Origin of the sequence: Pseudomonas sp. MF6394, from assembly GCF_002018845.1 — a bacterium.
GTDB classification, from domain to species: domain Bacteria; phylum Pseudomonadota; class Gammaproteobacteria; order Pseudomonadales; family Pseudomonadaceae; genus Aquipseudomonas; species Aquipseudomonas lactis.
This window is the reverse complement of the sequence record NZ_MVOJ01000004.1, coordinates 217,581-241,478: the sequence shown is the minus strand read 5'-3', so window position 1 is coordinate 241,478 and position 23,898 is coordinate 217,581. Positions and strand designations below refer to the sequence as shown.

The following is a 23,898-nucleotide window of genomic DNA, read 5'->3' as shown; positions in this document are numbered from 1 at the left end:
CTGCCATGTTACGTACAATCAACTTCATGGGCGTTCGCAACGTTGCGTTCGGCGTCACCGTGCTCCTTACCGTTCTGGCGTTGTTCAGCTGGTTCCATAAGGGCCTGAACTACGGCCTGGACTTCACCGGCGGTACGCTCATCGAGCTGACCTACGAGAAGCCGGCCGACGTTACCCTGGTGCGCAACGAGCTGGTCAAGGCCGGCTATCACGAAGCCGTGGTACAGAGCTTTGGTGCCACCACCGACCTGCTGGTGCGTATGCCTGGCGAAGACCCGCAACTGGGTCACCAGGTAGCCGAGGCCTTGCAGAAGGTGGGCGGCGACAACCCGGCGTCGGTAAAGCGCGTCGAGTTCGTCGGCCCGCAAGTAGGTGAAGAGCTGCGCGACCAGGGCGGCCTCGGCATGCTGATGGCGCTGGTCGGCATCATGATCTACCTGGCGTTCCGCTTTCAGTGGAAGTTCGGTGTCGGCGCCATTGTGTCGCTGATCCACGACGTGGTCGTCACCGTGGGCATCCTGGCCTACTTCCAGATCACCTTCGACCTGACCGTACTGGCGGCCGTGCTGGCGATCATTGGTTACTCGCTCAACGACACCATCGTGGTATTCGACCGGGTTCGTGAGAACTTCCGTGTACTGCGCAAGGCGACGTTGATCGAGAACATCAACATCTCCACCACCCAGACCCTGCTGCGGACCATGGCGACGTCGATCTCCACCTTGCTGGCGATTGCTGCGCTGATGATCTTCGGCGGCGACAACCTGTGGGGTTTCTCCCTGGCGCTGTTCATCGGTGTTCTGGCGGGTACCTACTCGTCGATCTACATCGCCAACGTGGTGCTGATCTGGCTGAACCTCAACAGCGAAGACTTGATCCCTCCTGCCGCTACCGACAAGGAGGTTGACGACCGTCCTTGATGGGCGCTTGTTGATCCGCTGTTACAAGAAAGGCGCGAGTATTGAACTCGCGCCTTTTTTTTTGCTCCAAGGCTGGGTATAGCGCGGATCTTTCGGTCCGCTTGTGATGGTCAGGAGGTTCATGTGAACAAGTCGTTGCTGGTTGGTGCGGTATTGGGTGCTGTCGGTGTGACTGCCGGAGGCGCTGTTGCCACCTACAGCCTGGTAAAAAGCGGCCCTGAGTATGCGCAAGTACTGGCGGTACAGCCGGTGAAAACCCAGATCAAAACCCCGCGTGAGGTCTGCAAGGACGTCACCGTGACCCGGCAGCGTCCGGTGCAGGACCAACATCAAATCGCCGGTACCGTGGTGGGCGCCCTCGCAGGTGGCCTGCTGGGCAACCAGATTGGTGGTGGTAATGGTAAGAAGCTGGCCACCGTGGCCGGTGCAGTCGGTGGTGGCTACGCCGGTAACAAGGTTCAGGAAGGCATGCAGAACCGCGATACCTACACCACTACTCAAACTCGCTGTAACACCGTTAACGACATCAGTGACAAGGTGGTCGGTTATGACGTGCGTTACAACCTGGATGGCAAGGAAGGTACCGTGCGTATGGAGCGCGACCCTGGCAGCCAGATCCCGGTGGACAAGGAAGGCCGTCTGATCCTGGGTCAGAACCAGCAATAATTGCTGGGCAGTCACCGTTCAAAATAGGGGAGCGGGCTTGCTCGCGAAGGCGTACTGTCAGTCGGTAGATGTTTTGACTGGCCCACCGCATTCGCGAGCAAGCCCGCTCCCACATTGGGTATGTGCTGTGGCAGAAAATGCTGCATTACCCAAATGCCAGGCAAAAAAAAGCACCCCGAGGGGTGCTTTTTTGTGCTCGCTCGCTTAACGCTTCAGCGAAGCCGGCAGGTGCGGCTGGATCGCCGTCAGTACTGCCTTGAAGCATTTGGTGTTGCCAGCCACGACGTGGCCTTTCTCCAGGAAGTCATGACCACCGGTGAAGTCGCTCACCAGGCCACCTGCTTCTTGAATCAGCAGGGCGCCAGCAGCCATGTCCCACTCGGACAGGCCCGACTCCCAGAACGCATCAAAACGACCGGCGGCTACATACGCCAGGTCCAGGCTGGCTGCACCGGCGCGGCGGATGCCGGCGGTCTGGCCAACCAGGGCGCGGAACATGCCCAGGTAGTTTTCCAGGTTGTCCATCTGGTCGTCGCGGAATGGGAAGCCGGTGCCCAGCAGGGCGCCTTCCAGGCTGGTACGGCCGCTGACGCGCAGGCGGCGGCCGTTCAACTGGGCGCCACGGCCACGGCTGGCGGTGAATTCTTCCTGGCGAACCGGGTCCAGCACAACGGCGTGTTCCAGGCGGCCACGGTATTTGCAGGCGATGCTCACGGCAAAGTGCGGGATGCCGCGCAGGAAGTTGGTGGTGCCATCCAGTGGGTCGATGATCCACAGGTAGTCTTCGCCTTCGCCGCTGCCTTTGTGCAGGCCGGTTTCTTCGCCGAGGATGCCGTGGGTAGGGTAGGCCTTGCGCAGGGCGTCGATGATTTTCTGTTCGGCGGCGCGATCCACCTCGGATACATAATCCTTGGCGTCTTTTTCGTCGACCTTGATGGTATCCAGGCGCTCGATGGAGCGGAAAATCAATTCACTGGCGCTGCGGGCGGCGCGCAGCGCGATATTCAGCATGGGCTGCATGGATAGGTCACCTAAGGTTGTTAAAGAAAGCCGAGCATTCTAGCAGAAACTTTCTTCAGGTGAAGGACGACGTTCGCTTTCATGGCATAACCTTAGGCGGTTCTGTAAGATTTGCTCCCCTTTCCTGTGTCCGCGAGCGCCTCCCTTGCTGCAAAACATTCGTGTCGTCTTGGTCAATACCAGTCATCCCGGCAACATCGGCGGGGTGGCGCGAGCCATGAAAAACATGGGGCTGACGCGCCTGGTGCTGGTCGAACCGCGGGTATTCCCGCACCACGAGGCGGATGCCCGTGCGTCCGGCGCCAATGACGTGCTTGAAAATGCCCAGGTGGTCGACACCTTGGAGGACGCCCTGGTCGGCTGCAATCTGGTGCTCGGCACCAGCGCCCGTGACCGGCGTATCCCTTGGCCGCTGCTGGACCCGCGTGAGTGCGGCACCAAAGTGGTGGAAGAGGCTGCTGGCGATGCTGAAATCGCATTGGTATTCGGCCGTGAAGACTCCGGCCTGACCAACGAAGAGCTGCAGCGATGTCATTACCACGTGCATATTCCCTCAGACCCTGAGTTCAGCTCGCTGAACCTCGGGGCTGCGGTGCAGGTGCTGACTTATGAAGTGCGCATGGCCTGGCTGGCCGCTGCTGGCCAACCGAGCAAAATGGAAAAGGAAGAGGTTGCCTCGACCAAAAGTGGCGAGTTGGCCACCATGGACGAGCTGGAACGGTTCTATGAGCACCTGGAGCAAACCCTGGTCGCCATCGAATTCCTCGACCCTGAAAAGCCACGGCACTTGATGGCGCGCCTGCGTCGCTTGTATGGCCGCAGCTCGGTGAGCCGAGCTGAAATGAACATATTGCGTGGCATCCTCACGGAAACCCAGAAAGCGGCCCGTGGTGAGCTTCTTAAGCGGAAGGATTAAAAATGTTCGAGCGTTTGCGAGAAGATATCCAAAGTGTTTTCCACCGTGACCCGGCGGCGCGCAACGCCTTTGAAGTGCTGACCTGCTACCCGGGCATGCACGCGATCTGGATCCACCGCTTGTCCGGCGCCCTGTGGGGTATGGGCTGGAAGTGGCTGGCGCGGCTGGTATCGAACTTTGGGCGCTGGTTGACCGGTATCGAGATCCACCCGGGTGCCAAGGTGGGCCGTCGGTTCTTTATCGACCACGGCATGGGCATCGTGATCGGCGAAACGGCCGAGATCGGCGATGACGTCACCCTCTATCAAGGCGTGACCCTGGGCGGCACCACTTGGAACAAGGGTAAGCGCCACCCAACGCTGGGCGATGGCGTGGTGGTAGGGGCGGGCGCCAAGGTGCTCGGGCCGTTTACCGTGGGTGCTGGCGCCAAGGTTGGCTCCAATGCGGTGGTGACCAAGGCTGTGCCGCCGGGTGCCACGGTTGTAGGTATTCCAGGTCGCATCATCGTCAAGCCGCAAGTCGGTGATGAGCAAGAGGCCAAGCGCAAGGCAATGGCCGAGAAGATTGGCTTCGATGCCTACGGCGTCAGTGAAGACATGCCCGACCCGGTGGCTCGCGCCATTGGTCAATTGCTTGATCATTTGCAGGCGGTGGACGGCAAGCTGGAGGGCATGTGCGGGGCGCTGAAGGAGCTGGGCAGCCCGTACTGTGCCAAAGACCTGCCTGAACTGCGCGAAGAAGATTTTGCTGAAATCAAGGACGAGGCTGCCACCAAGGCAAGCTGAGGTTTCGCAATCACTGCAAAACCCCTGTGGGAGCGGGCTTGCTCGCGAAGGCGGCGTGTCAGTCGCCGGGTATATTGACTGGCCCATCGCATTCGCGAGCAAGCCCGCTCCCACATTTGCCCTCCGTTTGTCCTGCTTTCTCGGCTCTGCCCTGTTCCCGCTGGTCCATCCCACCCCATCCTGCTATGATTCGCGCGCCCTTTTTACGGGTAATCCTGACTAAAGTACTAGGTCTTATAGTTGACTTAAATACTCGGGAATCGCATACTTGCTCCCATTCTGAAACACCTTGGTACTTGTCCATGAGACTGACTACAAAAGGCCGATACGCGGTGACCGCCATGCTCGACTTGGCCTTGCACGCGCAAACTGGGCCGGTGTCCCTGGCCGATATCTCCGAGCGCCAAGGCATTTCCCTGTCCTATCTCGAGCAGTTGTTCGCCAAATTGCGCCGTAGCAATCTGGTTTCCAGCGTTCGCGGTCCGGGTGGTGGCTATCAGTTGTCCCGCGACATGCAGGGCATTCAGGTGGCCCAGGTGATCGACGCGGTCAACGAATCCGTCGATGCCACCAAATGCCAGGGTTTGGGTGACTGCCATGCCGGCGACACCTGCCTGACGCACCACTTGTGGTGTGACTTGAGCCTGCAGATCCATGAGTTTTTGAGTGGTATCAGCTTGGCTGATCTTGTGACTCGCCGTGAGGTGCAAGAAGTAGCCCAGCGTCAGGACCAGCGCCGTTGCAACACCAAGGCGCCGCGTCTGGACAAGATTGAAGCGTCCGCCGTCGAGTGACAGCCGAAGAGCTAACGGCACGCCAGCCAGCCTGATTTAGGAGAAAGTCCATGAAATTGCCGATTTACCTTGATTACTCAGCGACCACCCCGGTTGATCCGCGTGTCGCGCAAAAAATGAGCGAATGCCTGCTGGTCGACGGAAACTTCGGCAACCCGGCCTCCCGTTCCCACGTATTCGGCTGGAAAGCCGAGGAAGCGGTCGAGAACGCTCGTCGCCAAGTCGCTGACCTGGTCAATGCCGACCCGCGCGAAATCGTCTGGACCTCCGGTGCCACCGAGTCCGACAACCTGGCTATCAAGGGCGCGGCGCATTTCTACGCGACCAAAGGCAAACACCTGATCACCACCAAGATTGAGCACAAGGCTGTCCTGGACACCATGCGCCAACTGGAGCGTGAAGGTTTCGAGGTCACCTACCTCGAGCCGACCACCGACGGTATCGTCACCCCGGCCATGATCGAAGCCGCGATGCGTGAAGACACCATCCTGGTTTCCGTGATCCACGTGAACAACGAAATCGGCACCATCAACGACATCGCCGCCATCGGCGAGCTCACCCGCTCCAAGGGTGTGTTGCTGCACGTCGACGCTGCTCAGTCCACCGGCAAGGTCGATATCGACCTGTCCAAGCTGAAAGTCGACCTGATGTCGTTCTCTGCCCACAAGACTTACGGCCCTAAAGGCATCGGCGCGCTGTACGTGAGCCGCAAACCTCGCGTGCGCATCGAAGCCACCATGCACGGCGGCGGTCACGAGCGCGGCATGCGTTCGGGCACCCTGGCGACCCACCAGATCGTCGGCATGGGCGAAGCCTTCCGTGTAGCCAAGGAAGACATGGCTGCCGAAAACGTGCGTATCAAGGCCCTGAGCGATCGCTTCTACAAGCAGGTCGAAAACCTTGAAGAGCTGTACATCAACGGCAGCATGACCGCCCGTGTACCGCACAACCTGAATTTGAGCTTCAACTACGTCGAAGGCGAGTCGCTGATCATGGCGCTCAAGGACCTGGCGGTATCGTCCGGTTCGGCCTGCACCTCGGCGTCCCTTGAGCCTTCGTACGTACTGCGCGCCCTGGGCCGCAACGACGAACTGGCGCACAGCTCTATCCGCTTTACGTTCGGCCGCTTCACCACCGAAGAGCAAGTCGACTACGCCGCGCAGAAGGTCTGCGAAGCCGTCAACAAGCTGCGCGTTCTGTCGCCACTGTGGGACATGTACAAAGACGGTGTCGATATTTCCAAGATCGAGTGGGCGGCACACTAACTATAGAAGCCGCCACCCAAGCTCTGTAGGAACGTGGCGGAAAACGCAGGCGTTTCTACAGGGTTCCAGAGCGGCCCTGATGAGTGAGGATTCAGTACCATGGCTTACAGCGAAAAGGTCATCGACCACTACGAAAACCCGCGCAACGTCGGCAAGATGAACGCGGAAGATCCTGATGTCGGCACCGGCATGGTCGGCGCTCCGGCGTGCGGCGATGTGATGCGCCTGCAGATCAAGGTCAACGATGCTGGCGTTATCGAAGACGCCAAATTCAAGACTTACGGCTGCGGTTCGGCCATCGCCTCCAGCTCCCTGGCGACCGAATGGATGAAAGGCAAGACCCTGGATGAGGCTGTCACCATCAGCAACACCCAGCTGGCCGAAGAACTGGCGCTGCCGCCAGTGAAAATCCACTGCTCGGTACTCGCGGAAGACGCCATCAAGGCAGCAGTTCGCGACTACAAGCAGAAGAAAGGCTTGATCTAAGCATTTGGCGACGAGTAAGGAGTCAACGATGGCTATCAGCATGACAGAAGCGGCTGCGCAGCACATTCGCCGCTCCCTGAATGGGCGCGGTAAAGGTGAGGGGATTCGTCTGGGTGTACGCACCACGGGCTGTTCCGGCCTTGCCTACGTGCTGGAGTTTGTCGACGAGGTGGTTGCAGAGGATCAGGTGTTCGAAAGTCACGGCGAAAAGGTGATTATCGACCCGAAAAGCCTGACCTACCTGGACGGCACCGAACTCGATTTCGTCAAGGAAGGGTTGAACGAAGGCTTCAAGTTCAACAACCCTAACGTGCGCGGTGAGTGTGGCTGCGGCGAAAGCTTCAACATCTGAGGCTGCTCGTGGGTACTCCTTGTCATTTCGCTTTATTCGAGCTGCAGCCGAGCTTTCGGCTGGACCTTGAGCAGCTTGCTACGCGCTACCGTGAGTTGGCGCGTGGCGTGCATCCGGACCGCTTTGCCGACGCTTCCGAGCGTGAGCAACGCTTGGCGCTGGAGCAATCGGCCAGCCTCAACGAAGCCTATCAGACGCTCAAAAGCCCCCCGAAACGCGCGCGTTATTTACTGGCGATGAAGGGTGGTGAGTTGCCGATGGAAGTCACCGTGCATGATCCGGACTTCCTGATGCAGCAGATGCAGTGGCGCGAAGAGCTCGAAGACTTGCAGGACGAAGCCGATGTGGCTGGCGTCGTGGTCTTCAAGCGCCGTCTGAAGGCGGCCCAGGATGAGCTCAACGAAAGCTTCGCAGCCTGTTGGGATGATGCGGCGCAACGCGAACAGGCCGAACGCCTGATGCGGCGCATGCAATTCCTCGACAAGCTCACCTACGAAGTGCGCCAGCTAGAAGAGCGCCTCGACGATTAACCCAGTGCTGCCCGTGATGCACGCCTGATAGACAGATAAGACCTGATTACCATGGCTCTACTGCAAATCGCCGAACCCGGCCAAAGCCCTCAACCGCACCAGCGTCGCCTGGCGGTCGGGATTGACCTGGGCACCACCAATTCCCTGGTTGCTGCCTTGCGCAGCGGCCTGTCCGAGCCATTGCCCGATGCCGATGGGCAGGTGATCCTGCCGTCCGCCGTGCGTTATCACGCCGACCGCATCGAAGTGGGCGAATCGGCCAAGCTGGCCGCGTCCGCAGACCCCTTGAACACGGTGTTGTCGGTCAAGCGCTTGATGGGTCGTGGGCTGTCCGACGTCAAGCAATTGGGCGACCAACTGCCGTACCGCTTTGTCGGCGGTGAATCCCATATGCCGTTCATCGACACTGTCCAGGGGCCCAAGAGCCCGGTGGAAGTGTCGGCTGATATCCTCAAGGTGCTGCGCCAGCGTGCAGAAAGCACCCTGGGCGGTGAGCTGGTTGGGGCGGTGATCACTGTGCCGGCGTATTTCGATGACGCCCAGCGCCAAGCCACCAAGGATGCGGCGAAACTTGCCGGCTTGAACGTGCTGCGCTTGCTCAACGAGCCGACTGCGGCGGCGGTGGCCTACGGCCTCGATCAGCACGCTGAAGGCCTGGTCGCTATTTATGACCTGGGCGGCGGCACCTTCGATATTTCGATCCTGCGCCTGACCGGCGGTGTGTTCGAAGTGCTCGCGACCGGCGGCGACAGCGCCCTGGGTGGCGATGATTTCGATCACGCTATTGCTGGCTGGATCATCAGCAGTGCTGGCTTATCGGCCGACCTGGACCCAGGCGCGCAGCGCAACCTGCTGCAAACTGCCTGCGCGGCCAAAGAGGCGCTGACTGACGCTGCTTCTGTTGAAGTGTCCTACGGTGACTGGTCGGCACAGCTGACCCGCGAAGCCTTTGATGCGCTGATCGAGCCGATGGTCGCCCGCAGCCTCAAGGCCTGCCGTCGTGCTGTGCGTGATTCCGGTATCGAGTTGGAAGACGTCGGTGCAGTGGTCATGGTCGGCGGTTCCACCCGTGTGCCGCGCGTGCGTGAAGCGGTCGCTGAGGCCTTTGGGCGTCAACCATTGACCGAAATCGACCCGGATCAAGTCGTCGCCATCGGCGCTGCCATCCAGGCCGATACCCTGGCTGGTAACAAGCGCGATGGCGGCGAATTGCTGTTGCTCGACGTGATCCCGTTGTCCCTGGGCCTGGAAACCATGGGCGGTCTGATGGAAAAGGTGATTCCGCGTAACACCACCATCCCCGTCGCGCGTGCTCAGGACTTCACCACCTACAAAGACGGCCAGACAGCCATGATGATTCATGTGCTGCAAGGTGAGCGCGAGCTGATCAGCGACTGCCGCTCCCTGGCGCGCTTTGAATTGCGTGGCATTCCGGCGATGGTGGCCGGTGCCGCCAAGATTCGCGTGACCTTCCAGGTCGATGCCGATGGCTTGCTCAGTGTTGCCGCGCGCGAACTGGCGTCCGGCGTTGAAGCCAGCATCCAGGTCAAGCCGTCCTACGGCCTCACCGATGGCGAAATCGCCAAGATGCTCAAGGACTCGTTCCAGTATGCCGGTGACGACAAGGTCGCCCGCGTATTGCGCGAGCAACAAGTGGATGCCCAGCGCCTGCTCGAAGCGGTGCAGGGTGCGCTTGAAGCCGACGGCGAACGCCTGCTTGATGCCGAAGAACGCATGGTCATTGACCTGCAGATGCAGGAACTGGCCGAACTGATGAAAGGCAACGATGGTTACGCCATCGAGCAACAGACCAAGCGCCTGTCGCAAGTGACTGATGCCTTTGCCGCCCGCCGTATGGATCAGACGGTTAAAGCCGCGCTGGCGGGCCGCAACCTGAACGAAATTGAGGAATAACTGATGCCACGGGTCACTTTTCTACCGCACGCCGAACATTGCGCTGAGGGCATGGTCGTGGAGGCTGAGACCGGCAAGTCCCTGCTTGAAGTTGCCCACGACAACCATATCGAGATCGAAAGTGCCTGTGGCGGCGTGAATGCCTGCACCACCTGTCACTGCATCATTCGTAAAGGTTTCGACAGCCTCAATGAGGCTGACGACCTGGAAGAAGACTATCTTGATCGGGCGTGGGGCCTGGAGCCGACGTCGCGCCTGAGTTGCCAGGCAAAAGTGGGGACTGAAGACCTCACCGTCGAAATCCCGAAATATTCGCTCAACCATGCGGCCGAAGCGCCGCATTGATTCAAGGAAGTGTCATGAGTCTTAAATGGGTTGATGTACAAGAGATCGCTATCCTGTTGGCTGATGGCAACCCGGATTTGGATCCTTACTCCCTGAACTTTGTAGCTTTGCGTGACATGGTCATGGCATTGCCCGGGTTCGAAGATGAGCGTGATCGTGGTGGTGAAAAGGTCTTGGAAGCTATCCAGACTGCCTGGAAAGAAGAACAGGACTGACGCCTCCCTCACGCAGTTAGGCAATACCCAATAACCCGCGTATAATTCGCGGGTTTAATTTTTCGTAAATTACCGTTTCTGGAGTTACACCATGGCTGTTCAACGTACTTTCTCCATCATCAAGCCTGACGCTGTTGCAAAAAACGTCATCGGCGAGATCACCACTCGTTTCGAAAAAGCCGGCCTGAAGGTTGTAGCTTCGAAACTCAAGCAACTGTCCAAGGCTGAAGCTGAAGGCTTCTACGCTGAGCACAGCGCTCGTGGCTTCTTCGGCGACCTGGTTGCCTTCATGATCTCCGGTCCTGTTGTTGTTCAGGTTCTGGAAGGCGAAAACGCCATCGCTCTGAACCGTGAGCTGATGGGCGCTACCAACCCTAAAGAAGCAGCTGCCGGCACCATCCGTGCTGACTTCGCTGAGTCCATCGACGCCAACGCTGTTCACGGCTCGGACTCCGAAGCTGCTGCTGCTCGCGAAATCTCGTACTTTTTCGCTGCTACTGAAGTAACCGCTCGCTAAGCATCGGCTTAAAGAGTGAGGGTGAATCCATGACTACATCGACTGTTAAAACCAACCTGCTGGGTCTGACTCAGCCGGAAATGGAGAAATTCTTCGACTCAATCGGGGAGAAGCGTTTCCGTGCCGGTCAGGTAATGAAGTGGATTCACCACTTTGGCGTCGACGATTTCGACGCCATGACGAACGTCAGCAAGGCCCTGCGCGACAAGCTCAAGGCCATTGCCGAGGTGCGTGGTCCCGAAGTGGTCAGCGAGGACATCTCCAGCGACGGTACCCGTAAGTGGGTCGTGCGCGTGGCGTCTGGCAGCTGTGTCGAGACCGTGTACATTCCCCAGGGCAAACGTGGCACTTTGTGCGTTTCGTCCCAGGCAGGCTGTGCCCTGGACTGCAGTTTCTGCTCCACCGGCAAGCAAGGCTTCAATAGCAACCTCACCGCCGCTGAAGTTATCGGCCAGGTGTGGATTGCCAACAAATCCTTTGGCAGCGTCCCGGCGACCGTCGACCGTGCCATCACCAACGTGGTGATGATGGGCATGGGTGAGCCGCTGCTGAACTTCGACAACGTGATTGCGGCCATGCACCTGATGATGGACGACCTGGGCTACGGCATCTCCAAGCGCCGTGTGACCCTGTCGACCTCCGGCGTGGTACCGATGATCGATGAGCTGGCCAAGCACATCGACGTCTCCCTCGCGTTGTCGCTGCACGCACCTAATGACGCATTGCGTAACCAATTGGTGCCGATCAACAAGAAGTATCCGCTTAAGATGCTGCTCGAGTCGTGCCAGCGTTATATGGCGACCCTGGGTGAGAAGCGTGTGTTGACCATTGAGTACACCATGCTCAAGGACGTCAATGACAAGCTGGAGCACGCGGTCGAGATGATCGAATTGCTCAAGGACACCCCGTGCAAGATCAACTTGATCCCGTTCAACCCGTTTCCCCATTCTGGCTACGAGCGGCCGAGCAACAACGCTATCCGTCGTTTCCAGGATCAACTGCACCAGGCCGGCTATAACGTCACTGTGCGAACCACCCGTGGTGAAGACATCGATGCCGCGTGTGGCCAATTGGTTGGGCAGGTGATGGACCGCACCCGCCGCAGTGAACGTTATATCGCCGTGCGCGAACTTAACGCCGCTGAAGATTTGCCGCAAATCGCTGTGAATCGAATCTGAGAGAGGATCTCTATGCCCTTGCGCCTTGCGCTGCTTTTACTCTTTACCGGCCTGGTGGCCGGTTGCGTTTCATCGGGCCATGACAGCCCGTTGCGCACTGATAAAGGCCGTGATGAGGCGCGAGTTGCCTATGTGCAACTGGGCTTGGGGTATCTGCGCCAAGGCATGAGCGAGCAGGCCAAGGTGCCGTTGAAAAAGGCCTTGGAGCTGGACGCCGATGATGCCGATGCCAACGCCGCGCTGGCCCTGGTGTTTCAGGCCCAGGCCGAGCCCGAGCTGGCCGACCGCTATTTTCACAAGGCCCTGGCCTCCCGTCCTGCCGACCCGCGGCTGCTGAACAACTACGGCAGTTTCCTGTTCGAGCAGCAACGGTATGACCTGGCGTCACGTTATTTCCAGCAAGCCTCCACCGATACTCTCTACCCGCAGCGTTCGCGGGTGTTCGAGAACCTCGGTGTGACCTCGATGCGCCTCGGCCAACGCGACAGCGCCCGGCAGCAACTGGAAAAAGCCCTGCATTTGAATAGTCACCAGCCACGGGCATTGCTCGAAATGGCTGAGTTGTCTTACGAAGACAGGCATTATGTGCCGGCACGTGACTATTACGAGCGTTTTAGCCTGCTCAGCGGGCAAAATGCACGTAGTCTATTGCTCGGTGTGCGCCTGGCGACGGTTCATGAAGAACACGACACGGCCGCACGTTTTGGCCAGCAACTCGAACGACTCTATCCCGGTACGCCGGAATATCAGCAATACCTGTCGGAGCAATGATGAAAGCCGCGCACCCGGAAGATGTAGCAGCTAATCGCGTCAACCCAGGCGAAACCTTGCGCCAGGCCCGCGAAAGCAATGGTTGGTCGCTGGCGGAAGTGGCCCTCAAGCTCAATTTGACCAGCACCTCCCTGGCCAACCTGGAAGCTGGCGCGTTCGACAAGCTGCCTGGGCACACCTTTGCCCGCGGCTATATCCGCGCCTATGCCAAATTGCTGGGTATCGATCAGGCTGTGCTGGTCCAGGAGTTCGACCAGTTCACCGGCACCGATGCCCAGGGCAGTAATGTCCATGGGTTGGGGCGTATCGAAGAGCCAACGCGGGTTTCCCACACCATTTTGCGGATTGTCAGCCTGTTGTTGCTGATCGCCGTGGTCGGCGGCGGTTTTGTCTGGTGGCAAGACCAGACCTCCCAGCGCAACAAAGACCTGACCAGCAACGCCATGGAACATGTCGAAGTCGAAAGCGCCGACGGCACCACCCAGATTCACCCCTTGGACGAGCCGGAAGACCAGGCCGTGGTAGAAGGGCAAGCCGCGCCGCAAGCGCCGGCCACTGCCGAGCAACCGGTGCCAGACGCTGGCACGGCCCCGGCTGCGACGGCTGCGGTACCCGCCCCGGCTGCTCCGACCACTGCGGCAGCACCCGTGGCCCAGGCTCCGGTGGTTCCGACACCTGCACCTGCGACCCCTGCGCCAGCCGCACCCGCAGCGCCGGCGATGTCGCCTCCCACCAGCCCTGCGTTGATCGCCGGTGATGGGCGCGTACAAATTACTTTCATCGCTGACTGCTGGACGCAGGTCACCGATGGCAACGGCAAAGTGCTGTTCAGCGGTTTGAAGCGTAAGGGAGATACGCTTGACCAGGGCGGCAAGCCTCCTTTGACGCTGCGTCTGGGCTTCGCCCGTGGCGCGCAAGTGGCCTACAACGGCCAGCCTGTAGACGTGGCGCCGTTCACCAGTGGCGAGACTGCTCGCCTCAAGTTGGGACAATAGTCATGCACGGCGAATCTCCAATCAAACGTCGCGTATCGCGCAAGATCTGGGTCGGCTCGGTGCCGGTGGGTGGCGATGCCCCTATCGCAGTGCAGAGCATGACCAACAGCGACACCAACGATGTGGCCGCCACCGTGGCCCAGATCAACCGCCTGGAAGCGGCGGGTGTGGACATCGTGCGGGTGTCCGTTCCGGACATGGACGCAGCCGAGGCCTTTGGTCGTATCAAGCAGTTGGTCAAGGTGCCACTGGTTGCCGATATTCACTTCGACTACAAGATCGCCTTGCGCGTGGCCGAACTGGGTGTGGACTGCCTGCGTATCAACCCCGGCAACATCGGGCGTGAAGATCGCGTGCGTGCCGTGGTGGATGCTGCCCGGGATCGTGGTATTCCGATCCGCATTGGCGTCAACGCTGGCTCCCTGGAAAAAGACCTGCAAAAAAAATACGGCGAGCCCACGCCGGCAGCCCTTGTTGAGTCTGCACTGCGCCACGTTGAGCACCTGGAGCGCCTGAATTTCCAGGACTTCAAGGTCAGCGTAAAGGCCTCCGATGTGTTCATGGCGGTAGAAGCCTACCGCTTGCTGGCCAAGGAAATCGTGCAACCGCTGCACCTGGGCATCACCGAAGCGGGCGGTTTGCGCTCAGGCACAGTGAAATCTGCGGTGGGTCTCGGTATGCTGCTCGCCGAAGGGATTGGCGATACTATTCGCATCTCCCTGGCGGCAGACCCCGTAGAGGAAGTGAAAGTCGGTTACGACATTCTCAAATCCCTGCGTTTGCGTTCCCGTGGTATCAACTTCATCGCCTGCCCGAGCTGCTCGCGGCAGAACTTCGACGTGGTGAAAACCATGAACGACCTGGAGTTGCGCCTCGAAGACCTGCTGGTGCCGCTGGATGTCGCAGTGATCGGTTGTGTGGTCAACGGGCCGGGTGAGGCCAAAGAGGCCCACGTGGGCCTGACCGGTGGTACACCGAACCTGATTTACATCGACGGCAAGCCGTCGCAGAAGCTAACGAATGACAATCTGGTGGATGAGCTGGAAAAGCTGATCCGCGAGAAAGCGGCCGAGAAGGTCGCCGCTGACGCAGCGCTGATCGCTCGCGGCTGATTGACCGAATTTAAGGATCTGATGTGAGCAAGTCTCTGCAAGCCATTCGTGGCATGAACGACATCCTGCCGGAGCAGACGCCACTGTGGCGCTACTTCGAAAGCACTGTCGCGCGCCTGCTGGATAACTACGGTTACAAGCAGATCCGCATGCCGATCGTCGAGTTCACCGAACTGTTCAAGCGCTCCATCGGTGAAGTGACCGACATCGTCGAAAAAGAGATGTACACCTTTGAAGACCGCAACGGCGACTCCCTGACCCTGCGTCCGGAAGGCACTGCCGCGTGCGTGCGCGCCGTACTGGAACATGGCATCACCGGTGGTGGCCAGACCCAGAAGCTGTGGTACATCGGCCCGATGTTCCGCCACGAGCGCCCCCAGAAAGGCCGTTACCGCCAGTTCCACCAGATCGGTTGCGAAGTGTTCAACCTGGACGGCCCGGACATCGACGCCGAGCTGATCGTGCTGACCTGGCGCCTATGGGGCCAGTTGGGCATTCGTGACGCGGTCAAGCTTGAACTCAACAGCCTGGGCACCAGCGAGTCCCGGGGCCGCTATCGTGAAGCCCTGGTCGAGTACCTGTCGGCCCACCTGGACAAGCTGGACGAAGACAGCCAACGCCGTCTGAAGACCAACCCGTTGCGCGTCCTGGATACCAAGAACGCCGACACCCAGGCCGTGCTGGTCGATGCGCCGAAAATGGCCGATTACCTGGACGACGAGTCCCGTGTGCACTTCGAGGGCCTCAAGGCTCGCCTGGATGCAGCCGGTATTCCCTACGTGATCAACCCCAAGCTGGTGCGTGGCCTCGACTACTACAGCAAGACCGTGTTCGAGTGGGTCACCGACAAGCTCGGCGCCCAGGGCACCGTGTGTGCCGGTGGTCGCTACGACGGCCTGGTCGAGCAAATGGGCGGCAAGCCGACCACGGGCGTGGGCTTTGCCATGGGCATCGAGCGGTTGATCCTGCTGCTGGAAACCCTGGAGCAGGTCCCGCAAGAGATTTCCCGTCAGGTGGACGTGTACCTGTGCGCCTTCGGCGAGGCTGCCGAACTGGCGGCCCTGGCCTTGAGCGAAAAAGTACGTGACCAACTGCCGAGCCTGCGCCTGCAGGTCAATGCCGGCGCTGGTAGCTTCAAGAGCCAGTTCAAGAAGGCCGACAAGAGCGGTGCGCTGTACGCACTGATCCTCGGCGATGACGAGCTGGCCCAGCAAGTGATAGGTTTCAAACCCCTGCGTGGCCAGGGCGAACAACAGAACATTGCCTTTGATGCGCTCGCTGCGCACTTGGCCACCTGCGTTGTGCAGGGTTGAAGCTGTCGAACAGCCGAATTTAGCGATTAAGGAGTATTGGGGTGTCGAGTACTGATGATGAGCAACTGGCCGACTTCAAGGACTGGTGGCAGCGTAACGGCAAGCCCCTGGTCACAGGCGGCCTGCTGGCGCTAGTGGTGGTGTTCGGCTGGCAAGCCTGGACCAAGTATCAGGCCAACCAGTCCCAAGGTGCCTCGATCGTTTATCAGCAATTGCTGGAAACTACCCTGACCCCGGACGGCAAGCCTGACCCTGCGCAGGTAGCAGACCTGGCCGGCAAACTGAAGAACGAATTCGGCGGTAGCACCTACGCCCAGTACGGCAGCCTGTTCGTCGCGAAAGTCGCGGTCGACACCGGCAAGCTGGATGACGCGGCCACCGAGCTGAAGGCCATCGCCGACAAGCCGACCAACCCGACCCTGGGTGAAATCGCACGTCAGCGCCTGGCACAGGTATTGGCGGCACAGAACAAGGCTGACGAAGCACTCAAACTGCTCGACGGCGATGCTGACAAGGCATTCGTGGCCACTCGCGAAGAGCTCAAGGGCGACCTGTTGGTCCAATTGGGTCGTACCGACGAAGCCTATGCTGCGTACCAAAAAGCCAAGGCGGCGCTGTCTGATGAAGCAGCGGTCGGTGGCTTACAAATCAAGCTCGACGACTTGGCCAAAGGGGATGCGTGACGTGATCCGTTGGAAACATGCAGCATTGCTGGCTCTGGCCGTTTTGGCCGCGGGTTGCAGCAGCAACAGCAAAAAAGAACTGCCTCCTGCCGAGCTGACCAGCTTCAAGGAAGAAGTAGTCCTGCAAAAACAATGGAGCCAATCCATTGGTGATGGGCAGGGCGACCTCTACAACCTGTTGCAGCCGGCGATTGACGGCGACAACATCGTGGCCACTGATTCCACTGGCGTCGTGGTTGCCATGGATCGCATGAACGGCGACGTGAAGTGGAAGAAAGACCTCGAACTGCCGGTTTCCGGCGGTGTGGGCGTCGGCTACGGCATGGTGCTGATCGGTACCCTCAAGGGTGACGTGGTCGCACTGGACTCCAGCACCGGTGAAGAGAAATGGCGCGCTCGCGTGACCAGTGAAGTGCTCTCGGCACCGGCGACCAACGGCGATATCGTCGTGGTGCAAACCCAGGACGACCGCGTGATCGGCCTGGATGCCTCCACCGGCGACCAACGCTGGTTGTACGACAGCACCCCTGCGGTGTTGACCCTGCGTGGTACCAGTGGTCCGATTGTGACCAACAACCTGGCCGTTGCAGGCCTGTCGACCGGTAAAGTGGTTGCCCTCAATACCCAGAACGGCGTGCCGGCCTGGGAAACCCGTGTGGCCATCCCGCAAGGTCGTTCCGAACTGGACCGCGTTGTGGACATCGACGGCGGCTTGCTGCTGTCGGGTGAAACGATCTACGTCGCCACCTACCAGGGCCGTGTTGCCGCGCTGGACCTGCAAAGCGGCCGCATCAACTGGCAGCGTGATGCTTCCAGCTATGCGGGTGTCGCCCAAGGGTTTGGCAGCGTCTATGTGAGCCTGGCATCCGGCACCGTTGAAAGTGTCGATGAGCGTTCCACCACTGCGCTGTGGAGCAATGACTCCCTGGCTCGCCGTCAGCTGTCGGCACCGGAAGTCTTCTCCAGCTACGTGGCGGTCGGTGACTTCGAAGGCTACCTGCACCTGCTGAGCCAGGTGGACGGTCGTTTTGTCGGTCGCCAGCGTATCGACAGCGACGGCCTTCGTGCGCGTCCGCTGGTGGTGGGTAACATGCTTTATGTGTATGGCAACGGCGGCAAGCTGGAAGCCCTGACCATCAAGTAAAGGTTTGACTATGCTTGGGGTAACCCCCAGGCGGCCCTGCTTCAATGCTCTGTGTAGGAGCGAGCTTGCTCGCGAAGGACGTCAACGATAACGCGGGTTTTCTGGATAAACGCGTCGTTCTCGGTTTTTTCGCGAGCAAGCTCGCTCCTACAGTAGTAGTGCCAGAGCAGGGCATGTGGCATTTCAAATGCTGCCCCGAGCACCAGCCGCTGCCCTGCAGCGGCTTTTGTATTTTCTGAAATAACGAAGTGGAGAGCCGCATGGTTCCCGTAATCGCCCTGGTGGGCCGACCTAACGTCGGCAAGTCCACCTTGTTCAACCGCCTGACCAGGACTCGCGACGCCATTGTCGGCGACTTGTCCGGTCTGACCCGTGATCGCCAATACGGTGAGGCAAAGTGGCAAGGGCGCTCCTATATTATTGTCGACACCGGTGGTATCTCCGGTGACGAGCATGGCATGGACGAAAAGATGGCCGAGCAGTCGCTGCTCGCTATCGAAGAAGCCGATGTGGTGCTGTTCCTGGTGGACGCCCGTGCGGGCTACACCGCTGCCGACCAGATGATTGGCGAGCACCTGCGCAAGCGCAACAAGCGTTCCTATCTGGTCGCCAACAAGATCGATAACATCGATCCTGAGGCGGCCCGTGCCGAATTCAGCCCGATGGGCCTGGGCGATGCGATCCCGGTCGCCGGTGCTCACGGTCGTGGCATCACCCAGATGCTGGAAATCGCCCTGCGCGACTTCCCCAAGGATGACGTCGAGGAAGAAGAGGGCGAAGAAGAGATCGTTGCTGAAGGCGAGGAAGCCAAGCGCATTCCTGGCCCGAGCGAAAAAGACGGTATCAAGATCGCCATCATTGGCCGTCCGAACGTCGGCAAGTCGACCCTGGTCAACCGTATGCTCGGTGAAGACCGCGTTATCGTCTATGACCAGCCCGGTACCACCCGCGACAGCATCTACATCCCGTTCGAACGCAACGAGGAAAAGTACACGCTGATCGACACCGCCGGTGTGCGCAAGCGCGGCAAGATCCACGAAGAAGTTGAAAAGTTCTCCGTGGTCAAAACCCTGCAAGCCATCAAAGACGCCAACGTGGTGATCTTCGTGATGGACGCCCGCGAAGGCGTGGTGGACCACGACCTCAACTTGCTGGGCTTTGCCCTGGAAGCCGGTCGTGCGCTGGTGATCGCGATCAACAAGTGGGACGGCATGACGCCGAGCGAGCGTGATTTCGTCAAGATCGAGCTGCAACGCCGCTTGTTCTTCGTCGAATTCGCCGATATCCACTTCATCTCGGCACTGCACGGCACTGGCGTGGGCAACCTCTACGCGTCCGTACAGAACTCGTTCAAGTCTGCGGTCACCCGCTGGCCGACCAACCGCCTCACCCAGATCCTGGAAGACGCGGTGGGCGAGCACGCACCGCCGATGGTCAACAACCGCCGGATCAAACTGCGTTACGCCCACTTGGGGGGTGCCAACCCGCCGATTATCGTGATTCACGGTAACCAGATCGAGAAGGTGCCCAAGTCGTACGTGCGTTACCTGGAAAACACCTACCGCCGTGTCTTGAAGCTGGTCGGTACGCCGATCCGTATCGAGTTCAAAGGTGGCGATAACCCGTACGAAGGCAATAAGAACACACTGACCGACCGTCAGGTGAACAAGAAGCGTCGTTTGATGACTCACCACAAGAAGGCCGACAAGAAGCGCCGTGACAAGAAATAACGGCAGCTTTGAGTGGTAAGCGACACGCTGCGAGAGAGGGCTCCTTTGGAGCCCTTTTTTGTGCGCGACCGTTTGTGCCTTGACCCGATGCAATAGGCAGCTTAAAACTTGGGGCTCACCTGCAGGGGCTTTTGATGATCACCAGTAAGCTGCCAAACGTCGGCACGACCATTTTCACCACCATGTCGCAACTCGCCGCCGAAACTGGCGCGCTCAACCTGTCCCAGGGTTTTCCCGATTTCAATGGCCCGCAGGGCTTGCTCGATGCGGTAGGCAAGCACATCGCCCTCGGCCATAACCAGTACGCCCCCATGACTGGCTTGCCGGCGCTGCGCCAGCAAGTGGCGGCCAAGATTGCTCGCAGCTATGGCGCCACGGTGAATGCGGACACTGAAGTGACCATCACGCCTGGTGCCACCGAAGCGATCTTCTGCGCGATCCAGGCGGTGATTCGTAGCGGCGATGAAGTCATCGTGTTCGACCCCAGCTACGACAGCTACGAGCCTTCGGTTGAACTGGCCGGTGGTCGTTGCGTGCATGTGCAACTGAGCCTGCAAGGCTTTGCCCTGGACTTTGAGAAACTCAAGGCTGCGCTTTCCCCGCGTACGCGCATGATCATCCTCAATAGCCCGCACAACCCCACTGGCGCCTTGATCAGCCGTGCCGAGCTGGACCAGTTGGCCGAACTGATCCGCGACCGCGATATCTACCTGGTCAGCGATGAGGTCTACGAGCACCTGGTGTTCGACGGTGTGCCCCATGTCAGTGTATTGGCCCATGAGGAGCTGTATCAGCGCGCGTTCGTGGTCAGCTCATTCGGCAAGACCTATCACGTCACAGGCTGGAAGACCGGCTATGTGGTCGCGCCACCGGCCCTTAGCGCCGAACTGCGCAAGGTGCATCAATATGTCAACTTCTGCGGCGTCACCCCTTTGCAGTACGCTTTGGCGGACTTCATGGCCGAACACCCGGAACATGTCGAAGAGCTGCCGGCCTTCTATCAGGCCAAACGGGACTTGTTCTGCGACCTGCTGGCGCCTTCGCGCTTGAGCTTCACCCGGGTGACCGGCACTTACTTCCAACTGGTGGATTACTCGCAGATTCGCCCAGACCTGGATGACGTGGCCATGTCCCTGTGGATGACCCGCGAACATGGCGTGGCGACCATTCCGGTTTCGGTGTTCTATCAGCACCCACCCCAAGGCCAGCGCCTGGTGCGCCTGTGCTTTGCCAAACGCGAGGAGACGCTGCGACATGCGGCGCAAAAACTATGCGTGATCTGAGTACATTGCCCAATCTGAACATTGCCCTGGTGCAGACGAGCCTGGCCTGGCATGACCGCCAGGCCAATTTCGAACACTTCGAGTTGCTGCTGGAGCAGGCCAAAGGCGCTGACTTGATCGTGCTGCCAGAGATGTTCACCACAGGGTTTTCCATGGAATCAGCAGCCCTCGCCGAGCCGGAAAACGGCCCCACCCATCATTGGCTCCAGGCCCAAGCGGCAAAGTATCAGGCCGTGATAACGGGCAGTGTGATCATCCAGGCCGCCGATGGCAGCCACCGCAACCGCTTGCTGTGGGCGCGGCCGGATGGCGAGGTGTTGCATTACGACAAGCGCCACCTGTTCCGCATGGCCGGTGAACATAACCATTACACCCCAGGCGAGCGCCAGGTGCAGTTCGAATTGAAGGGTTGGCGCATTCGTCCGCTGATCTGCTATGACCTGCGCTTCCCGGTGTGGAGCCGCGATGCCCAGGACACGGACCTGCTGCTGTACACCGCCAACTGGCCAGGTGCGCGGCGTCAGCATTGGAATCGGCTGTTGCCGGCACGGGCGATTGAAAATCTGTGCTATGTGGCGGCGGTGAATCGTGTAGGCACCGACGGCAAGGGTTTTGCCTACACCGGCGATAGCCAGGTGTTGGATTTCCAGGGTGAGACGTTGCTGAGTGCAGGGGAGGCGGATGGGGTGTTTCAGGTGATCCTGGATGCGGCGGAGCTGGCGGCTTACCGTACGAGGTTCCCGGCGAACCTGGATGCCGATAGCTTTCAGTTTGTCTGAGGCTTATCTGTCGCCTGCAAGGGCGTCATCGCGGGCAAGCCCACTCCCACAGTTGATTGGAGTTACCTGAAAAAATGCAGTCCAAATGTGGGAGCCGGGCTTGCCCGCGATGACGGCCCCACAAACACTACAACTCTGACGTCGAACAAAAAAGGCCCCTGGATTCTTACCCAGGGGCCTTTTGCATTGCAGCGCTAGCTCTACGCCGCTTTGGCTTCCAACTGGCTCAACGAACGGTTCAGCGCACTGAACAGCGCCTTGAAGCTGGCGGTAGTGATGTTTTCATCGATGCCCACACCATGCACCGGGCGTTCGCCGTTCACGCGCAGCTCAATGTAAGCCGCCGCCTTGGCATTGGTACCCGCACCAATCGCGTGCTCGTTGTAGTCCATGATCTCCACACCAATCGGCAGGCCCGCTACCAGGGCTTCCAATGCGCCGTTGCCTTTACCTTTCCAGTGCAGGTTGGTTTCGCCCTGGCCTTTGCCGGAGACTTCCACCTCGACAAAACTGTTGCCGTTCTCTTCCTGCAGACGATGGCTGACCAATGCATACGGCGTGTTGGCTTGCAGGTATTCACGCTGCAGCAAGGCGTAGATCTGTGGCGCGGTCATCTCCAGGCCCACGCGGTCGGTTTCGGCCTGCACCACCTGGCTGAACTCAATCTGCATGCGACGCGGCAAGCTGATGTCGTATTCCTGCTCCAGCAGGTAGGCGATGCCGCCCTTGCCCGACTGGCTGTTCACGCGGATCACCGCCTCGTAGCTGCGGCCAATATCCGCCGGGTCGATCGGCAAGTACGGCACTTCCCACAAGGCATCGTCTTTCTGCTGGGAGAAGCCTTTACGGATCGCGTCCTGGTGCGAGCCGGAGAACGCGGTATGCACCAGGTCGCCGACATACGGGTGACGTGGATGCACCTGGATCTGGTTGCACTCCTCGACCACTTTGCGCACGCCGTCAATGTCGGAGAAGTCCAACTGCGGGTCCAGGCCCTGGGTGTACATGTTCAGCGCCACGGTGACCAAATCGACGTTACCGGTCCGCTCGCCGTTGCCAAACAGGCAACCTTCCACACGGTCGGCGCCGGCCATCAGGCCCAGCTCGGTGGCCGCCACGCCGGTGCCACGGTCGTTGTGGGTGTGCAGGCTGATGATCACGCTGTCGCGACGGTTGATATGGCGACCGAACCACTCGATCTGGTCGGCATAGATGTTCGGGGTGGCGCACTCGACAGTGGCTGGCAGGTTGAGAATCATCTTGTGCTCAGGCGTCGGGTTCCACACCTCGATCACCGCGTCGCAGACTTCCTTGGCGAACTCCAGCTCTGTGGCGCTGAACGTCTCTGGGGAGTATTCGAAGGTCCACTGGGTTTCCGGCTGCTGGGCAGCGTACTTGACGAACAGCTTGGCGGCGTTGACCGCGATGGCCTTGATGCCGTCCTTGTCCTGGTTGAACACGATGCGGCGGAACGACGGCGAGGTGGCATTGTACAAATGCACAATGGCTTTCTTGGCGCCGCGCAGGGATTCGAAGGTGCGTGCGATCAAGTCTTCACGGCCCTGGGTCAGCACCTGGATGGTGGTGTCCTCGGGGATGTGGTTGTCTTCGATCAGGGTGCGCACGAAGTCGAAGTCGGTTTGCGACGCGGCCGGGAACGAGGCTTCGATTTCCTTTACGCCAACGGCTACCAAGGTCTTCCAGAAGCGCAGCTTTTTCACCGCGTCCATCGGCTCGATCAGCGACTGGTTGCCATCACGCAGGTCGGAGCTGCACCAGATTGGCGCTTGGGTAATGGTTTTCGACGGCCAGGTACGGTCCGGGATGTCGATGGTCGGGAACGCGCGGTATTTCGAAGACGGGTCTTTGAGCATGCTCATCGGAAAATCCTTGGTTGTAGGGGCCGAGAAAAGGCGGCCTGCCGTAGTACTGTTATTGGGGATAAAACGTGAAGACGAGGCAGATCGATTCAGCCTGGCAGTCGTGCGCTGACGAGGCACAGGCTGCGGTGCTGGCGGAGCTGAATGAGGGTGTGAGAGGTTTTCATGCAGTCAACCCTAACCGCGAGACTGAGGGATGGCAAGCATCGAAAAAAAATTGGTATAACTTCTATTTTTTTCTGATTTGTTGGTTTTTTATTGTTGGTATTTGCAGGTTTTCTAATATTTATTCTCTGTTTGGTTTT

General features: G+C 59.5%; 26 protein-coding genes. 24 read left to right on the top strand and 2 right to left on the bottom strand.

Going from position 1 to position 23,898, the window contains the following annotated elements:
- The first annotated feature begins 5 nt into the window (after window positions 1–5).
- Together secF and MF6394_RS07100 are read left to right on the top strand one after the other, a co-directional pair.
- Window positions 6–920 carry a protein translocase subunit SecF gene (secF, locus tag MF6394_RS07105; RefSeq protein ID WP_032895384.1) on the top strand — a complete coding sequence of 305 codons (915 nt, stop codon included), beginning with the start codon at window positions 6–8 and terminating at the stop codon, window positions 918–920.
- 123 nt (window positions 921–1,043) lie between these two features.
- A complete protein-coding gene (locus MF6394_RS07100; RefSeq protein WP_003194023.1) occupies window positions 1,044–1,586 on the top strand; it encodes a glycine zipper 2TM domain-containing protein in 543 nt (180 codons plus the stop codon).
- Between the two features lie 204 nt (window positions 1,587–1,790).
- On the opposite strand, the gene suhB is transcribed toward MF6394_RS07100, so the two are convergent.
- Window positions 1,791–2,606 carry a type III secretion system regulator SuhB gene (gene suhB, locus MF6394_RS07095; RefSeq protein ID WP_005791195.1) on the bottom strand — a complete coding sequence of 272 codons (816 nt, stop codon included), beginning with the start codon at window positions 2,604–2,606 and terminating at the stop codon, window positions 1,791–1,793.
- Between the two features lie 145 nt (window positions 2,607–2,751).
- On the opposite strand from suhB, the gene trmJ reads away from it, so the two are divergent.
- From trmJ to MF6394_RS06990, 22 genes are all read left to right on the top strand, one after another.
- Window positions 2,752–3,522, top strand: coding sequence for a tRNA (cytosine(32)/uridine(32)-2'-O)-methyltransferase TrmJ (gene trmJ / locus MF6394_RS07090; protein WP_078466387.1), 771 nt, complete (start codon window positions 2,752–2,754; stop codon window positions 3,520–3,522).
- A 2-nt stretch (window positions 3,523–3,524) separates the two neighbouring features.
- A complete protein-coding gene (gene cysE / locus MF6394_RS07085) occupies window positions 3,525–4,307 on the top strand; it encodes a serine O-acetyltransferase (RefSeq protein WP_044268105.1) in 783 nt (260 codons plus the stop codon).
- 302 nt (window positions 4,308–4,609) lie between these two features.
- Window positions 4,610–5,101: a Fe-S cluster assembly transcriptional regulator IscR gene (gene iscR, locus MF6394_RS07080; RefSeq protein ID WP_003194020.1), complete on the top strand. Its 492-nt coding sequence runs from the start codon at window positions 4,610–4,612 to the stop codon at window positions 5,099–5,101.
- 50 nt (window positions 5,102–5,151) lie between these two features.
- Window positions 5,152–6,366, top strand: a complete 1,215-nt coding sequence (locus MF6394_RS07075; protein WP_003194019.1) for an IscS subfamily cysteine desulfurase — start codon at window positions 5,152–5,154, stop codon at window positions 6,364–6,366.
- A gap of 99 nt (window positions 6,367–6,465) precedes the next feature.
- Complete coding sequence (iscU, locus tag MF6394_RS07070; protein WP_003175965.1) at window positions 6,466–6,852, top strand: Fe-S cluster assembly scaffold IscU; 387 nt, start codon at window positions 6,466–6,468, stop codon at window positions 6,850–6,852.
- A gap of 28 nt (window positions 6,853–6,880) precedes the next feature.
- The gene (gene iscA, locus MF6394_RS07065) at window positions 6,881–7,204 is read left to right on the top strand and encodes an iron-sulfur cluster assembly protein IscA (protein ID WP_003175963.1); all 324 of its coding nucleotides are present in this window, start codon (window positions 6,881–6,883) and stop codon (window positions 7,202–7,204) included.
- 8 nt (window positions 7,205–7,212) lie between these two features.
- Window positions 7,213–7,734: a co-chaperone HscB gene (gene hscB, locus MF6394_RS07060; RefSeq protein WP_032895386.1), complete on the top strand. Its 522-nt coding sequence runs from the start codon at window positions 7,213–7,215 to the stop codon at window positions 7,732–7,734.
- 51 nt (window positions 7,735–7,785) lie between these two features.
- Entirely contained in the window at window positions 7,786–9,648 is a 1,863-nt protein-coding gene (gene hscA, locus MF6394_RS07055) for a Fe-S protein assembly chaperone HscA (RefSeq protein ID WP_032895387.1), read from the top strand.
- 3 nt (window positions 9,649–9,651) lie between these two features.
- The gene (fdx, locus tag MF6394_RS07050; RefSeq protein ID WP_047711727.1) at window positions 9,652–9,993 is read left to right on the top strand and encodes an ISC system 2Fe-2S type ferredoxin; all 342 of its coding nucleotides are present in this window, start codon (window positions 9,652–9,654) and stop codon (window positions 9,991–9,993) included.
- A gap of 14 nt (window positions 9,994–10,007) precedes the next feature.
- Window positions 10,008–10,208, top strand: coding sequence for a Fe-S cluster assembly protein IscX (iscX, locus tag MF6394_RS07045; protein ID WP_003194015.1), 201 nt, complete (start codon window positions 10,008–10,010; stop codon window positions 10,206–10,208).
- Window positions 10,209–10,299: 91 nt separating this feature from the next.
- Complete coding sequence (ndk, locus tag MF6394_RS07040; protein ID WP_003175956.1) at window positions 10,300–10,725, top strand: nucleoside-diphosphate kinase; 426 nt, start codon at window positions 10,300–10,302, stop codon at window positions 10,723–10,725.
- A gap of 29 nt (window positions 10,726–10,754) precedes the next feature.
- The gene (gene rlmN / locus MF6394_RS07035; RefSeq protein ID WP_003194014.1) at window positions 10,755–11,903 is read left to right on the top strand and encodes a 23S rRNA (adenine(2503)-C(2))-methyltransferase RlmN; all 1,149 of its coding nucleotides are present in this window, start codon (window positions 10,755–10,757) and stop codon (window positions 11,901–11,903) included.
- A gap of 12 nt (window positions 11,904–11,915) precedes the next feature.
- Window positions 11,916–12,674, top strand: coding sequence for a type IV pilus biogenesis/stability protein PilW (gene pilW, locus MF6394_RS07030; RefSeq protein WP_078466386.1), 759 nt, complete (start codon window positions 11,916–11,918; stop codon window positions 12,672–12,674).
- Entirely contained in the window at window positions 12,674–13,669 is a 996-nt protein-coding gene (locus MF6394_RS07025; RefSeq protein ID WP_078466385.1) for a RodZ domain-containing protein, read from the top strand. Before pilW ends, MF6394_RS07025 begins: the two co-directional genes overlap by 1 nt.
- Before the next feature lie 2 nt (window positions 13,670–13,671).
- A complete protein-coding gene (ispG, locus tag MF6394_RS07020; RefSeq protein WP_003175952.1) occupies window positions 13,672–14,781 on the top strand; it encodes a flavodoxin-dependent (E)-4-hydroxy-3-methylbut-2-enyl-diphosphate synthase in 1,110 nt (369 codons plus the stop codon).
- A 23-nt stretch (window positions 14,782–14,804) separates the two neighbouring features.
- Window positions 14,805–16,094, top strand: coding sequence for a histidine--tRNA ligase (hisS, locus tag MF6394_RS07015; RefSeq protein ID WP_032895392.1), 1,290 nt, complete (start codon window positions 14,805–14,807; stop codon window positions 16,092–16,094).
- Between the two features lie 41 nt (window positions 16,095–16,135).
- Window positions 16,136–16,777, top strand: a complete 642-nt coding sequence (locus MF6394_RS07010) for a YfgM family protein (RefSeq protein WP_032895393.1) — start codon at window positions 16,136–16,138, stop codon at window positions 16,775–16,777.
- Complete coding sequence (gene bamB / locus MF6394_RS07005) at window positions 16,770–17,921, top strand: outer membrane protein assembly factor BamB (RefSeq protein WP_003194009.1); 1,152 nt, start codon at window positions 16,770–16,772, stop codon at window positions 17,919–17,921. Before MF6394_RS07010 ends, bamB begins: the two co-directional genes overlap by 8 nt.
- A 65-nt stretch (window positions 17,922–17,986) precedes the next feature.
- Window positions 17,987–18,160 carry a hypothetical protein gene (locus tag MF6394_RS34215; RefSeq protein WP_162552012.1) on the top strand — a complete coding sequence of 58 codons (174 nt, stop codon included), beginning with the start codon at window positions 17,987–17,989 and terminating at the stop codon, window positions 18,158–18,160.
- Between the two features lie 21 nt (window positions 18,161–18,181).
- Entirely contained in the window at window positions 18,182–19,651 is a 1,470-nt protein-coding gene (gene der / locus MF6394_RS07000) for a ribosome biogenesis GTPase Der (protein ID WP_003194008.1), read from the top strand.
- 134 nt (window positions 19,652–19,785) lie between these two features.
- Complete coding sequence (locus MF6394_RS06995; protein ID WP_047711723.1) at window positions 19,786–20,934, top strand: pyridoxal phosphate-dependent aminotransferase; 1,149 nt, start codon at window positions 19,786–19,788, stop codon at window positions 20,932–20,934.
- Window positions 20,922–21,713 (top strand): amidohydrolase, encoded by a 792-nt coding sequence (locus MF6394_RS06990; RefSeq protein WP_044268083.1) that lies wholly within the window; start codon window positions 20,922–20,924, stop codon window positions 21,711–21,713. Before MF6394_RS06995 ends, MF6394_RS06990 begins: the two co-directional genes overlap by 13 nt.
- 200 nt (window positions 21,714–21,913) lie before the next feature.
- Here MF6394_RS06990 and leuA read toward each other — a convergent pair whose 3' ends face one another.
- Complete coding sequence (gene leuA / locus MF6394_RS06985) at window positions 21,914–23,593, bottom strand: 2-isopropylmalate synthase (protein ID WP_014719812.1); 1,680 nt, start codon at window positions 23,591–23,593, stop codon at window positions 21,914–21,916.
- Between the last annotated feature and the right edge of the window lie 305 nt (window positions 23,594–23,898).